Genomic DNA, 12,354 nt, shown 5'->3' with positions numbered 1-12,354 from the left:
CAGGAAAGGCCGCGCGCCGCGGAAATGAGATGCTACCGCGGTGGCGGGTTCAGGGCCTTGTTGTAGGGCTTCCAGTCTGTGATCTCCGGATAATATCTCTCGCGCCAGCGGCGGACGCGGGGGTTCATCACCCGACGCCAGAGCGGCGGGATCATCGCGGCCACGGTCATCACAGGGTAGCCAAAGGGCAATTGCGGCGCCTCGTCCTCGGAGTAATTCTGCAACAGCGGGAAGCGGCGGCTGGGCTTGTAGTGGTGATCCGAATGGCGTTGCAGGTTGATCAGCAGCCAGTTCGACGCCTTCTGCGCGGCGTTCCAGCTGTGCTGGGGTTTGACGTGCTCGTACTTGCCGTCGCCCAGGTGCTTGCGGGTGAGACCGTAATGTTCGACGTAATTCACCAATTCCAGTTGCCAGATCGCGATGAACGCCTGCCAGACAAAGAGCGCGAGACCGATCCAGCCGCCGATCAGCGCAGCGAGAAGCAGCATGAAGCCTTGCAGCGCCCAATACTTCCAGAACGGGTTCTTGAGGGCCCACCACGGTTTGCCTTTGCGGGCCAGCATGGCCTTTTCGGCCTCCCACGACGAGACCAGGCTTTCGCGCAGGACGCGCGGGAAGAATCGGTGGAAGCCTTCGTTGTAGCGGGCCGTCACCGGATCGCGCGGGGTGCCGACATGGCGATGGTGGACTTGCAGGTGTTCTGACCGGAAATGCGAATAGAGCACCATCGAAAGGAGCGTATCGCCGAGGAAGCGCTCGCCCTTGCCCTTCTGGTGCATGAGTTCGTGCGAGAAATTTATGCCAACCGTGCCGGAAATCACGCCCATGCCGAAGAACAACACGATGGTTTCCAGAGCATTCAGATGCGCGTCGCCGGGTCCGGTCGCGTACCAGATCATCCAGTAGAGCAGGCAGAACTGCACCGGCGGCCAGAGCACGGTCACGAGGGTGTACATGCGAATGTGCCGCTCGTGCGTTTCGGGGTTCAGGTTGTCCAGCTCCAGCCCCATAACGGCATCGAGCGCAGCGAAGAAGTACCAGGTGAAGAGCGGCAGCAGAATGACGGTCCAGCCGCCCTGGGTGGCGCTTATGATCGCCAGCGGCACGAGCGAGAAGGCGGCCCAGAAGGGCAACGCGCGCTTCAGCGTCTCGACCTTCTCGGCGGGAAGATACTTGGGCGTGGTGGTCTGCATGGCCTTCGCCTTTTTGCCCCCCGATTATAACGCGGCGCGCGGGCGGGCGATTGCGCAAATCGCCTCAGCGCGGGTTCTGGCCGCAGTTTTGCAGGGGTTCGCGGGCCAAGTCAAAAACCTTGCGCATGACGGTGGGTAACTCCGTCGGTTTAAAGGCATGGGCGGGGATAAATCGGGTGGAGTCGGAGGGATTGCCCGCCCCCGGGCCAAGGCAGGTCCAGGCGATTTTCAGGCGCAGGTGGAAATGGGTGAAGGTGTGGCGCGCTTCGGCGCCGAGTATCTGCCAGTTTGCGTCGAGCGGCGGGGCGGGGGTGGGTGCATCGGACCAGTCGCTGCCGGGCCAGCCGAGCATTCCGCCCAGAAGGCCGCTGTCGGGGCGGCGTTCCAGCAGCCAAGCGCCATCGGCGCGGCGGGCGACATAGGCGATGCCGAGGCGGGTGGGCTTGGCCTTTTTCGGAGTCTTTTTCGGCAGGTCGGCCTGCGTGCCGTTCTTGCGGGCAATACAGGGCGTGCGCCACGGGCAGATGCCGCAGGCTGGCGAGCGGGGCGTGCAGATGGTGGCGCCAAGGTCCATCACCGCCTGGGCATAGTCGCCGGGGCGGGTATGCGGCGTGAGTGAGGCCGCGGCCGCTGTCAGTTCGGGCTTGGCGGCGGGCAGAGGGGTGTGAATGTCGTGCAGGCGGGCCATGACCCGCTCGACATTTCCGTCCACCACGACGGAGGGTTCATCAAAGGCGATGGCCGAGATAGCGGCGGCAGTATAAGGGCCGATGCCGGGAAGTTTCAGCAACTCGGCGGCGGTGCCGGGGAATTGCCCGTCATGCTCGGACGCCACGACGCGGGCGCATTTCAGCAGGTTGCGGGCGCGGGCGTAATAGCCAAGGCCTGCCCATTCGCCCATCACGTGCGCATCTTCTGCCGCGGCGAGGTCGGTCACGGTGGGCCAGAGCGCAGTGAACCGCTCGAAATAGCTTTTGACCGCGGCGACGGTGGTCTGTTGCAGCATCACCTCCGACAGCCAGACGGCATAGGGATCGGGGCGCACGCCGGCCTTTTTAGCATCGGGAGGCACGCGCCACGGCATCTGGCGGGCGTGGCGGTCGTACCACTCCAGCAGCTTGGCGCTCATCTCGCTGTCACGCATCTGTTATACTGCCTTTGCCAGCTTTGCGTTTGTCGTTCATCCTCTTACCCCTACATTAGGGCGAGGAAACGGGAGGTCAGCCATGCCCGCATATCGGGGCACGACGAAAGGCTTCAAGCGCAGCGGCGCCCTACTGGGGGCGCAGATCCGGAAAGCCTCGGAAAGCCGGGGCTTTGCCGTGTCGCGCGTGGTGACCCACTGGCCCGAGATCGCGGGCGAAGAGATCGCCGCGATCTGCCGCCCCGTCAAGGTGAGCTATGCACGGCAGGGGTTCGGTGCGACGCTGGTCGTGCTGACCACGGGCGCACAGGCGCCGATGCTGGAGATGCAGAAGGAAACGCTGCGCGCGCGGGTTAACACCGCCTATGGCTATAACGCCATCGCGCGGGTGCAGATCACGCAGACCGCGCCCACCGGCTTTGCCGAGGGGCAGGCCAGTTTCGAGCACCGGCCGAAGGCGGTCGAAAAGCCCGCGCCCAGCGAGATGACTGTGGCCGCCGCCGCCAGGCTGGCGCAGCCGGTCGGCGACGACGGGCTGCGCGATGCGCTGGAAAAGCTGGGTCGGAACGTACTATCGAAAAGCAACACGCAGAAATCGTAAGGTGATGAGATGAAAAACGTGCTTCTTTCCGGGGCCGCGGCCCTTGTCCTGGCGGCCGGCGGCGGCTGGTGGCTGAGCGGGCAGACCGGAAAACCCACCGAAAGCAGCGGTGTGATCGACCTGCCGGGCGCCGCCAATGCGCAAGAGGCGTCGGACGCGCCGGCCGAAGAGATCGACACGTCCTCGATCGTGGAAATGACGCTGGGCGAGGAAAGCGCGCCTGTGAAGATCGTGGAATACGCATCCTTCACCTGCCCGCACTGCGCGAATTTCCACGAGAACCAGTTCAAGCAGTTGAAATCCGAGTATATCGACGAAGGTAAGGTGCATTTCACCTATCGCGACGTCTATTTCGATCGGTACGGCCTGTGGGCGTCGATGGTGGCGCGGTGCGGCGGCGAAGAACGGTTCTTTGGCATCACCGAGATGATTTATGACCAGCAGAAGGACTGGATCGGCGACGGTCAGGACCCTGTGGCGATTGCCGAGCGGCTGCGCAAGATCGGCAAGGTCGCGGGGCTGGACGACGATCAGCTGGATTCCTGTCTGAACGACGCCGACAAGGCCAAGACGCTGGTGGCATGGTTCCAGAAGAACGCCGAAGCCGACGACGTAACCTCGACGCCGACGCTGGTGATCAACGGCGAGACGCATTCCAACATGTCCTATGACGAGTTGAAGGCGATGATCGACGAACAATTGGCCGAATGAAGCCCGCGCCGCTGGCCGGGCTGAAGGTCGTCGAATTGGCGCGGATCCTGGCCGGCCCGTGGGCCGGGCAGGTGCTTTCCGACTTGGGCGCTGACGTAATCAAGGTGGAAAGCCCCGCCGGCGACGATACACGCCAGTGGGGACCGCCCTTTATCGAGCGTGACGGCGACCGGTCAGCCGCCTATTTCCATTCGTGCAACCGCGGCAAGCAGAGTGTCACGGCCGATTTCCGCACCGAGGCGGGGCAGGCCCGTGTCCGTGAGTTGGTAGCCGGGGCCGACATCCTGATCGAGAATTTCAAGGTTGGCGGGCTGGCCAAGTACGGGCTGGATTATCCTAGTCTTACGAAAGTAAACCCGGGGTTAATTTACTGCTCGATCACCGGGTTCGGGCAAGATGGGCCCTACGCGGGCAAGGCCGGCTACGATTACATCATCCAGGGCATGTCGGGGCTGATGAGCATGACGGGCGAGCCCGAGGGCCAGCCGGTAAAAGTAGGTGTGGCGGTGACCGATATCTTCACCGGCGTCTATGCCAGCACCGCGATCCTTGCCGCGCTGCACCAGCGGCAGGCGACGGGCAAGGGCCAGCATATCGACATGGCGCTCTTGGATACGGCGGTGGCGGTGACGGCGAACCAGGCGATGAACTACCTTGCCACGGGCACGCCTCCGCAAAGGCTGGGCAACCAGCATCCGAACCTGGCGCCCTACCAGGTGTTCGAATGTTCTGACGGTTTCCTGATCGTGGCGGTGGGCAATGACGCGCAGTTCGGCCGGTTCTGCGACGTGCTGGGCGCGGCGGAGATGAAGGCGGCAGCGGACTATGCTACCAACGCTGACCGTGTGGCGCATCGCGACACACTGACCGAAGCGCTGACCAGCTATACAAAGCGTTTGAGCAAGGCTGACCTGCAATCCGCATGTGAGGCACAAGGTGTGCCCGTCGGACCGATCAACGACATGGCGGAAGTGTTCGCCGATCCCCAGGTGCAGGCGCGCGGTATGCGGGTGGAGGTGGACGGCGTGCCGGGTGTGCGCAGCCCGATCCGATTTTCGGACGCGGACCTGTCGCTGGTGCGGCCCTCGCCCAAGCTTGGCGAGGATGATCCGGCGTGATCCGGTCGTATGGCTTCGCCACGCTTTATTCTTTGGTTTGAGTGTTTAGGCCAAGAAGAAGCAGGGTCACAGGCCGAGGGCGTCGAGTTTCTTGTCCAGCGGTGACCAGTCCGACAGGCTGAGGCGAACCGGCAGGGTCAACACCTTGCGGCGGAATGCCGGGGGCAGGCGGACGGCATCCTTTTCGGTGGTGACAAGCTGGGCATGGATGAGTGCCGCCTCGTTTTCCAGCCGGGTCATCAGCGCTTCGGTCAGGGGCTGGTGATCGTCCAGCGCCTCGGCCCGCGAGAGCGTCGCGCCAAGACCGCGGAGCGTGGCGAAGAACTTCTCGGGGTGCCCGATGCCGGCGAAGGCGAGAAATCGGGTGTCGGTCCAGTCCATTCCGGTTTGCAGCGGCTCCAACCTGCCGGCGACATGGGGTATCAGGATGACGTGGCCCCATGTCTTGCGAAACTCGATCTGGGCTGCGTCGGGTCCGATGGACAGCAGCAGATCGGCGCGATCGAGGCCGACCTCTACGGGTTCGCGCAGGGGGCCGGCGGGCATGCAGCGGCCGTTGCCAAAGCCCTTGACCGCGTCGACGACGACGAGCGAGAGGTCGCGGGCCACTGACGGGTTCTGGTGGCCGTCATCCATGATGATCACGTCGGCGCCGGACGTGGCTGCGGCCTCGGCGGCAAGTGCCCGGTCTCGGGCAATCCAGGTACGGGTGAAGGCAGCGATCAGCAGGGGTTCGTCGCCGACCTCGGCGGCGGTGTGGCTGCGCTCGTTCACCTCGACGGGATCGTCGAGACTGCCGCCATGACCGCGCGAGATGACGGCAGGGGTGCGCCCGCGCGCCTGCAGGTGCTGGACGAGGGCAATGACCGTGGGGGTCTTGCCGGTACCGCCGGCGTTGATGTTGCCGACGCAGATCACCGGGACGGGCGCGCGGTAGTCGGGCGCCGTGGCCACGCGGCGGGCGGTGGCACGGGCATAGAGCGCGCCCAAGGGCGACAGCAGGCGGGCCCGCAGGGACGGGCGGTCTGGCGGGGTGTCCCAGAAGGCGGGCGCACGCATCAGCGGACCTCCAGCCGGTCAAGCCGGTCGTTCAGAAGATCGGCGATCCGGTCGGTCAACTCGGCGCTGCGCGAGGCGACCTCCCAGGCGGCATGGGCCATGGCAGCGGATTGATCCGGAGGGATCAGGCGTTTGACGGCGGCGGCCAGCGTTTCGGCGTCGCCCACGATCCGGGCGGCGCCGGCCTCGGCAAAGCGCGAATAGCTGGGCAGGTAGCGGCGGATATTGGGACCGTAGAGGATGGCGGAGCCGTGGGCGGCAGGCTCGTTCGGGTCGCAGCCATGGGCGCCGGAGACCAGCGAGCTGCCCATGAAGGTGATTGGCGCAAGGCGGTACCACAAGCCCATTTCGCCATAGGTGTCGGCGAGAATGACCTGTGTCGTTTCGTCGGGAAAGGTGCCGGTCGACCAGGCGATATGACGCATCCCGGCCTCGGCCAGGGCGTCGGTGAAGGGCGTCGTGACTTCGGGCGTGTCGGGAACGACGATCAGAAGGGTGCGGTGGGAAAAGCGGCTGACCTCGCGGTGGGCGGCGAGGATCGTGCCGATCTCCTCGGGGCGGAGCATGGCGGCGAGCCAGATCGGGCGACCGAGCAGCAGGGCGGCGAGATCGGTGCGGTCGGTTTCGTTATGGGGCAGCGAGACGGTGCCTTCGAGCAGGGGGCCGGTAACCGAGAGGGCGCGCTCGGGCACGCCCATGCGGCGCAGGTAGCGGGCCGATGCCTCGTCGCGGGCCATGACGAACTCGAACTGCCGCAGAAGGGCGCGGGGCAGGTCGGGAAACCAGCGCCAGGCCGGGCGGGACATGGCGGTTTCGGTGGCGTCGATCAGGGCCATGGGGATGCCGCGCTCGGCTGCGCAGTCCATCAGCGCGGGGTGCAGAGCACCGCCTGTCCACAGGGCGAGGTCGGGTTGCCAGTGGTCAAGGAAGGAAGTGGCGTTGGCGACGGTGTCTTCGGGGAGTTGCTCGACCATGACCTCGGTCCGGGCCTTGAAGGGGGTGTCGGGCACGGGGCCGGCGGTGGTGAGCAGAAGCGACAGGTTGGGCCGGTGCAGGCGCAGCCGGTCGAAGAGTTGCAGGAGCGCGTCGGTATGGCCGGTGTCAGCAGCGTGGGCCCAGAGCAGCCGGCCCGGCGGGCGCGGTGCCGTGGGTGAGTGACCGCGCGCGGGGCCGCGCCTTGCATAGGCAAGATAGGCAGCGAGACTGAGCGAACGGCTCATGGCCGGCTTCCGCAGGATTGCGTGAATAAGTGCCGGAAAACAGGGCTGTAGGGACGCTGCACCATTGGGTCCTTCGCGGCGGGCCGGGGTCTGCGCAGGGTATTGGATTGCCGCGCGGGGTCAAGGGAGGGCGACGGGTTGACCCGGGGGGCCGGAATGGGGCCAATGGACAAAGAGAGACCGGAGAAAGCTCGATGATCAAGCCCTTCCTGATCCTGCAATTACGGCCCGAGACAGAGGCCGCGGATGATGAATTTGCCGCGATCCTGCGCAAGGGCGGGCTAGAGGCGGGCGACACGCGCCGGATCCGGATGGATCAGGAGAGGTTGCCGGAAGATATTGAACTGGATGATTTTTCCGGCGTGATCGTTGGCGGCGGGCCCGGCTGTGTCAGCGACGCGCCGGAAGACAAATCCGAGGTCGAGGCGAAGATCGAGGCGGATGTGCTGGGGCTGATGCCACAGGTGACGTCGCGGGATTTTCCTTTCCTTGGATGCTGTTACGGGATCGGTATCCTGGGTGCGCACCTGAAGGGCGATGTCGACAAGCGGGCGTTTGGCGAGGCGGTGGGCACCTCGGCCTGCGAAGTCACGCCCGACGGCAGGGAGGACGCGTTGCTGGCCGGTGTGCCGACGGCGTTCGATGCCTTTGTGGGTCACAAGGAGGCATTGCAGGACCTGCCGGACGGATGCGTACATCTTGTGAGGTCCGAGGCGTGCCCCTACCAGATGGTGAGGTACAGAGAGCATGTCTATGCCACGCAGTTCCACCCGGAGGCGGATGCGGACGGCTTTGAGACGCGTATCAGGATCTACCGCGACCGAGGCTATTTTCCACCCGAGGATGCCGATGGTCTGATCGCCATGTGCCGGGCGGCGGACGTGTTCGCGCCGGAGATGATCTTGCGGAATTTCGTGCAGAGATACGCGAAGGGTTAATGCCTCTGACGGTCTTAAAATCCATGTCGGTATCGCGTCGGTATTCGGGTTGCATCGCGTCGGTGTCATGTTCACCCATCGCGGATATAATGCGGTTAATGACCTAGAGTCGGAGAGGGCCACCGTATATCGCTCTGCGCGGGTTCGGGGCCTGCTGTCCGTCCCAACGTCGCAGCATCCAGTAGCATTGGCCCGGATCGGCCATGTTCCGCGTTTAGCGGGCATGATTGAATGCGCGAAGAGCCGACCAGACGGACAGGTAGCGGGCGTATCGGGCTTAGACTTAAACGGTGCAGTCTATAGGTTCCGGCCAGGGAGCGTCAGGGCCTGCCGAACCCAGCTTGCAAGTTGCCTGGCATCGAAAGCTTCGTCCTCGTGAATATCAAGATACCGGGTGCCTTCGTCTTTGGATGCCTTGGGCGGCACAGGGTCGAGCGACGAACCTGTCAGGAAGGTAATTTGCACGTAATTCTTGTAACAATACATCGCAAGAAACCATCCGTCTTCTTTCCCGTAGAACGGCGTGTTCCATCGCACCTGCTTGCGGACCTCTGGAAAGACCTTCTCTACTGTTTCGTCGATCTGCTTGCCGAGGGCGCTCTTCCAGCCTGGCATGGCGGAAATATAAGCTTGCACGGCCTCGTCCCCATCACCCTTCGGAATATAGGGATTCGTGCTCGAGGAATGAGTTGGATTTTCTGTTTCCGACATGTGCGAACATTAGCACAGGAATTGCGCAAAGCCGACCTTCGATGTTCGACGGCATCGAACACTGCGGAGGTACCGCGGAAAGACCTGCCGGAGTGGCAGGCCAATGATCCCATCGGCGACGCAGACCGGCTCGACAGGTCAGATGCGCAGGAACGGTTGCGCGATGCGTGGAATGAGGCCGCGGAAGCGCAGGGGCGCGTCGGTGACCGCGAGGCAGATGCAGTCGGCACCGATCTCGGCCACGGGGGTGTGGTCGAGGTCCTCGTCCGCGATTTCTATGTCGCCGGGCCCGAAGCGGTCGACCTCGTCGGCGAAGGCGCCCTGCAGCACCAGCGTCAGTTCGGTGCCGCGGTGGCCGTGGTCGGGGACGGCGGCGCCGGCGGGAATGAAGAGGAGACGGGCGGTGGCCTCTTTCGAGGTGGGCAGGATTGCCTGTTTCACGCCCATCCCGACGGATTTCCATTTGACCGCGTCGAGGTCGCCGCCAATGTACTCCTGCACGGGATGGGGCAGCGTTCCGGTCTCGTGCACGGTGGGTTCGGGGACGGGCAGATCGATCGCGTCAATGCGAGCCAGCGTGTCGCTGAAGGCGGTATCCGACAGGTCGGCATCGCCACAGCCTTCCATCAGGGCGCCGCCAACCGCATCGAAGGCGGCGAGCCGAGCGCGGCATTCGTCGCACATGGAGACATGCGAGGCCACGGCGAGGCTGAACGCCTCGGGCAGGGCGCCTGCGGAATAGCCCATGAGCAACTTGTCACTCAGGTGGTGTCTGATCGTGTCTGTCATCGTCGGTTTCACTTCATCTGGTGGCGCAGGCGATCCAGTGCCAGTCTGATCCTCGATTTTATGGTCCCGAGCGGGAGACCCGTCTGCTCGGCGATCTCGGTATGGGAGAGGTCGCCGAAATAGGCCTTTTCGATCAGGTCCTTCTGTTTCTCGGGCAGCTGCGCGATGGCGGCGCCCAGTTTTTCGCTTTCCTGTTGCAGGGCCAGGGCATCGGCCTGGTCCGGCTCCTGCTCCGGGCCCCAGGGCAGATCCTCGGGCTCGGGGCGTCGTTGCTTGCGGATCGCGTCTATTCGGCGGTTCCGCGCGATGGTGAAGATCCAGGTCGCCGCGCTGGCGCGGGTTGGATCGAACATGTGGGCCTTCTGCCAGAGGGTCGCCATGACCTCTTGCGTACATTCTTCGGCCAGTGACGCATCGGTGCCCGACTTCATCAGGAAGGCCTTTACCCGGGGGGCGAAGTGCGCGAACAGGCGCCGGAAGGCGGCCCGGTCGCGTTGATCGCGGATTCGGGCGATCACGTGCGCCCAGTCCTGGGTATGCTCTTCCGTCTTCTCGATCACCGTTTCAATACTCTTGCCGTTGCCACGCAAGGACGACAGCACGCCCGCGTGAGGCGGGGCGTCGGCCCGGGCGCCGGTGATCTCGATGGCGTCAGCGTCACTGAACATATCCTTGCTACGCGACCGCTGACGGGTCGGATCAAAAAATTCAGACGTTTTATATGCATCCGATTCCGGCGCACGGTCGTACCTTAGACAGGGGTAATCAAAGGTACTACACGGAATGCCAGTCAAGAAAGTTGCGCTGACGCGCAAGAAAGTCGCAGTTATCGGCGCGGGGATCAGTGGATTGGGGGCCGCGTGGCGGCTGGCCGGGGACTGCCATGTCACGGTTTTCGAGGCCGCGGCGCGGCTGGGCGGCCATGCCCGCACGAAGATGGCCGGGAAGCACGGAACGCAGCCGGTGGATACCGGATTCATTGTGTTCAATTATGCCAACTATCCCAACCTGGCGAACCTTTTCGACGTTCTGGACGTGCCGGTGGTCAAGAGCAAGATGAGCTTTGGCGCATCGTTTCGTGACTCGCGGTTCGAATATGGGTTGGACGGGGCGCAGGCGTTTTTTGCCCAGACGCGCAACGTGCTGGACCCGCGCATGTGGATGATGCTGCGCGATATCTTCCGGTTCAATGCCCGGGCTGTCCGCACCGCCGAGGCCTATCCCGAGGCCAGCATCGGTGAGCTGTTGCGGACGATGGGGATGGGGCGGTGGTTTCGCGAACGGTATCTGAGCCCCTTTACCGGCGCGATCTGGTCGACGCCGACGGAGAAGGTGATGGATTTCCCGGCCCACGCGCTGATCCGGTTCATGGAGAACCATGCGCTGCTGGGGTACGAGGGGCAGCACCAATGGTACACGGTCGATGGCGGGTCGATCCAGTACGTGCATCGCCTGGCCAAATGGCTGGAACGTGCGGGGGTGGAGATCAGGACCAGCGCGCCGGTCGCCGCCGTTCGGCGGTTCGATGGCGGCGTCGAGCTGCGGGCGCGGGGCGGCGTATGGGAGACATTCGACGAGGTGATCTTCGCCACCCATGGCGATGACAGCCTGAAGATGCTGTCCGACCCGACCCCCGAAGAGAAGCGCGCGCTGGGCCGGGTCAAGTATCAGCCCAACGACGTTGTGCTGCATTGTGATACGTCGGTGATGCCAAAGCGGCGGGCGGTGTGGTCGTCCTGGAACTACATGGAGGGGCCGGCCCGGCGGGACGGGCAGATCGATCTGACCTACTGGATGAACAGCCTGCAGCCGATCCCGATGGACGACCCGCATTTCGTGACATTGAACAGCACGCGGCCGATCAGGGAGGAAAAGATCTATGACAGCTGCGTGCTGCGGCACCCTGTCTATGACATGGACATGCTGCACGCGCAGGCCGAGGTGGCCCGGATCAACGGCGCGAACGGCACGTGGTACTGCGGCGCGTGGATGAAGAACGGGTTTCACGAGGACGGGTTGTCGAGCGCCTGCGACGTGGCGGACGCGATGCTGGCGCGCGAGGCGGCGCTGGCGGCTTGAACGGTGCGGATCATATCGCAGGCCATACGTGGCACGGGCGCAAGGGCGAGATCCGCAACGCGTTCCGCTATAGCATCGATTACGTGATGGTGGATGCCGAGGCGGCGCTGCCGCCCAGCCGGGTGTTCGGGCGCAACCGGGCCGGCCTCTTCAGCCTGCGCGACCGCGATCATGGAGGTCCGCCCGGGCAGGGGCGCGGCGCGGCCTGGGTGCGCGAGGTTCTGGAGGCGCACCAGTTCGCGGCGCCGGTGCGGATCGAGCTGCTGGCCCAGCCGCGGGTGCTGGGGCATGTCTTCAACCCGGTGGCGTTCTGGCTGTGCTATAACGCGGCGGATGACCTGATGGTGGTGATCGCGGAGGTCACAAACACCTATGGCGACCGGCATTCCTATCTGTGTCACCACGAGGACCGCAGTCCCATCGGCCCCGAAGACAGGCTGCGGGCGCAGAAGGTGTTTCACGTCTCGCCGTTCCAGACGATTCAAGGGGAATACACCTTTCGGTTCGACATCCGGCCCGACCGGATCGGGATCTGGATCGACCTCAGCCGGGGCAAGGGCGGGGTGATTGCGACGCTGGTGGGGGATCGCAAGCCTTTGACGACCGCCGGTGTGCTGAAGGCGCTGGTGCGGCGGCCGCTGGGCTCGCGCAGGGTGCTGGCGCTGATCCACTGGCAGGCGCTGAAGCTGTGGTGGAAGGGGGCCAGGTTCCAGAACCGGCCCGAGCCGCCGACGCAGGATGTGAGCCGGTGAGCGGGTCAGGCCCGGCGCCGCGCTTGCCGGCCTTTGCGC

General features: G+C 64.5%; 13 protein-coding genes. 6 read left to right on the top strand and 7 right to left on the bottom strand.

What is annotated here, in order from left to right:
- Positions 1 to 32: 32 nt before the first annotated feature.
- The gene (locus ACSQ76_RS19485; RefSeq protein WP_437157861.1) at positions 33 to 1,193 is read right to left on the bottom strand and encodes an alkane 1-monooxygenase; all 1,161 of its coding nucleotides are present in this window, start codon (positions 1,191 to 1,193) and stop codon (positions 33 to 35) included.
- Positions 1,194 to 1,257: 64 nt separating this feature from the next.
- Positions 1,258 to 2,337: an A/G-specific adenine glycosylase gene (gene mutY, locus ACSQ76_RS19480; RefSeq protein ID WP_437157860.1), complete on the bottom strand. Its 1,080-nt coding sequence runs from the start codon at positions 2,335 to 2,337 to the stop codon at positions 1,258 to 1,260.
- An 82-nt stretch (positions 2,338 to 2,419) separates the two neighbouring features.
- Between mutY and ACSQ76_RS19475 the strand changes: the two genes are divergently transcribed.
- Genes ACSQ76_RS19475 through ACSQ76_RS19465 form a run of 3 tightly spaced genes read left to right on the top strand, consistent with a single transcriptional unit; the run spans position 2,420 to position 4,767 of the window.
- Positions 2,420 to 2,938 carry a DUF721 domain-containing protein gene (locus ACSQ76_RS19475; protein WP_306128584.1) on the top strand — a complete coding sequence of 173 codons (519 nt, stop codon included), beginning with the start codon at positions 2,420 to 2,422 and terminating at the stop codon, positions 2,936 to 2,938.
- Positions 2,939 to 2,947: 9 nt separating this feature from the next.
- A complete protein-coding gene (locus ACSQ76_RS19470; protein WP_306128583.1) occupies positions 2,948 to 3,649 on the top strand; it encodes a DsbA family protein in 702 nt (233 codons plus the stop codon).
- A complete protein-coding gene (locus ACSQ76_RS19465; protein ID WP_437157859.1) occupies positions 3,646 to 4,767 on the top strand; it encodes a CaiB/BaiF CoA transferase family protein in 1,122 nt (373 codons plus the stop codon). The genes ACSQ76_RS19470 and ACSQ76_RS19465 overlap by 4 nt, the downstream gene beginning before the upstream one ends.
- Before the next feature lie 66 nt (positions 4,768 to 4,833).
- Here ACSQ76_RS19465 and lpxK read toward each other — a convergent pair whose 3' ends face one another.
- A complete protein-coding gene (gene lpxK, locus ACSQ76_RS19460; RefSeq protein ID WP_437157858.1) occupies positions 4,834 to 5,826 on the bottom strand; it encodes a tetraacyldisaccharide 4'-kinase in 993 nt (330 codons plus the stop codon).
- Positions 5,826 to 7,046, bottom strand: a complete 1,221-nt coding sequence (locus ACSQ76_RS19455; protein ID WP_437157857.1) for a 3-deoxy-D-manno-octulosonic acid transferase — start codon at positions 7,044 to 7,046, stop codon at positions 5,826 to 5,828. The genes lpxK and ACSQ76_RS19455 overlap by 1 nt, the downstream gene beginning before the upstream one ends.
- Positions 7,047 to 7,243: 197 nt before the next feature.
- Here ACSQ76_RS19455 and ACSQ76_RS19450 point away from each other — a divergent pair, with 197 nt between their 5' ends.
- On the top strand, positions 7,244 to 7,984 hold the full coding sequence (locus ACSQ76_RS19450) for a glutamine amidotransferase (RefSeq protein WP_437158241.1): 741 nt from the start codon (positions 7,244 to 7,246) through the stop codon (positions 7,982 to 7,984).
- 297 nt (positions 7,985 to 8,281) lie between these two features.
- On the opposite strand, the gene ACSQ76_RS19445 is transcribed toward ACSQ76_RS19450, so the two are convergent.
- The 3 genes from ACSQ76_RS19445 to ACSQ76_RS19435 form a co-directional block, all read right to left on the bottom strand.
- Positions 8,282 to 8,695, bottom strand: coding sequence for a DUF1801 domain-containing protein (locus ACSQ76_RS19445; protein ID WP_437157856.1), 414 nt, complete (start codon positions 8,693 to 8,695; stop codon positions 8,282 to 8,284).
- 138 nt (positions 8,696 to 8,833) lie between these two features.
- Positions 8,834 to 9,484 (bottom strand): ChrR family anti-sigma-E factor, encoded by a 651-nt coding sequence (locus ACSQ76_RS19440; RefSeq protein WP_437157855.1) that lies wholly within the window; start codon positions 9,482 to 9,484, stop codon positions 8,834 to 8,836.
- A gap of 8 nt (positions 9,485 to 9,492) precedes the next feature.
- Positions 9,493 to 10,152, bottom strand: a complete 660-nt coding sequence (locus ACSQ76_RS19435) for a sigma-70 family RNA polymerase sigma factor (protein WP_437157854.1) — start codon at positions 10,150 to 10,152, stop codon at positions 9,493 to 9,495.
- A 115-nt stretch (positions 10,153 to 10,267) separates the two neighbouring features.
- Between ACSQ76_RS19435 and ACSQ76_RS19430 the strand changes: the two genes are divergently transcribed.
- Together ACSQ76_RS19430 and ACSQ76_RS19425 are read left to right on the top strand one after the other, a co-directional pair.
- The gene (locus ACSQ76_RS19430) at positions 10,268 to 11,563 is read left to right on the top strand and encodes an NAD(P)/FAD-dependent oxidoreductase (protein WP_437157853.1); all 1,296 of its coding nucleotides are present in this window, start codon (positions 10,268 to 10,270) and stop codon (positions 11,561 to 11,563) included.
- Positions 11,560 to 12,315 (top strand): DUF1365 domain-containing protein, encoded by a 756-nt coding sequence (locus tag ACSQ76_RS19425; RefSeq protein WP_437157852.1) that lies wholly within the window; start codon positions 11,560 to 11,562, stop codon positions 12,313 to 12,315. Before ACSQ76_RS19430 ends, ACSQ76_RS19425 begins: the two co-directional genes overlap by 4 nt.
- Positions 12,316 to 12,354 lie beyond the last annotated feature (39 nt).

It is taken from the genome of Roseovarius sp. B08, assembly GCF_051417955.1.
Lineage (GTDB): Bacteria > Pseudomonadota > Alphaproteobacteria > Rhodobacterales > Rhodobacteraceae > Roseovarius.
This window is presented reverse-complemented; position numbering and strand designations above follow the sequence as displayed.

Coding starts and splice junctions, on each gene's coding strand:
- ACSQ76_RS19485 (WP_437157861.1), bottom strand. CDS start 1,193: ATGCAGACCACCACGCCCAAGTATCTTCCCGCCGAGAAGGTCGAGACG.
- mutY (WP_437157860.1), bottom strand. CDS start 2,337: ATGCGTGACAGCGAGATGAGCGCCAAGCTGCTGGAGTGGTACGACCGC.
- ACSQ76_RS19475 (WP_306128584.1), top strand. CDS start 2,420: ATGCCCGCATATCGGGGCACGACGAAAGGCTTCAAGCGCAGCGGCGCC.
- ACSQ76_RS19470 (WP_306128583.1), top strand. CDS start 2,948: ATGAAAAACGTGCTTCTTTCCGGGGCCGCGGCCCTTGTCCTGGCGGCC.
- ACSQ76_RS19465 (WP_437157859.1), top strand. CDS start 3,646: ATGAAGCCCGCGCCGCTGGCCGGGCTGAAGGTCGTCGAATTGGCGCGG.
- lpxK (WP_437157858.1), bottom strand. CDS start 5,826: ATGCGTGCGCCCGCCTTCTGGGACACCCCGCCAGACCGCCCGTCCCTG.
- ACSQ76_RS19455 (WP_437157857.1), bottom strand. CDS start 7,046: ATGAGCCGTTCGCTCAGTCTCGCTGCCTATCTTGCCTATGCAAGGCGC.
- ACSQ76_RS19445 (WP_437157856.1), bottom strand. CDS start 8,695: ATGTCGGAAACAGAAAATCCAACTCATTCCTCGAGCACGAATCCCTAT.
- ACSQ76_RS19440 (WP_437157855.1), bottom strand. CDS start 9,484: ATGACAGACACGATCAGACACCACCTGAGTGACAAGTTGCTCATGGGC.
- ACSQ76_RS19435 (WP_437157854.1), bottom strand. CDS start 10,152: ATGTTCAGTGACGCTGACGCCATCGAGATCACCGGCGCCCGGGCCGAC.
- ACSQ76_RS19430 (WP_437157853.1), top strand. CDS start 10,268: ATGCCAGTCAAGAAAGTTGCGCTGACGCGCAAGAAAGTCGCAGTTATC.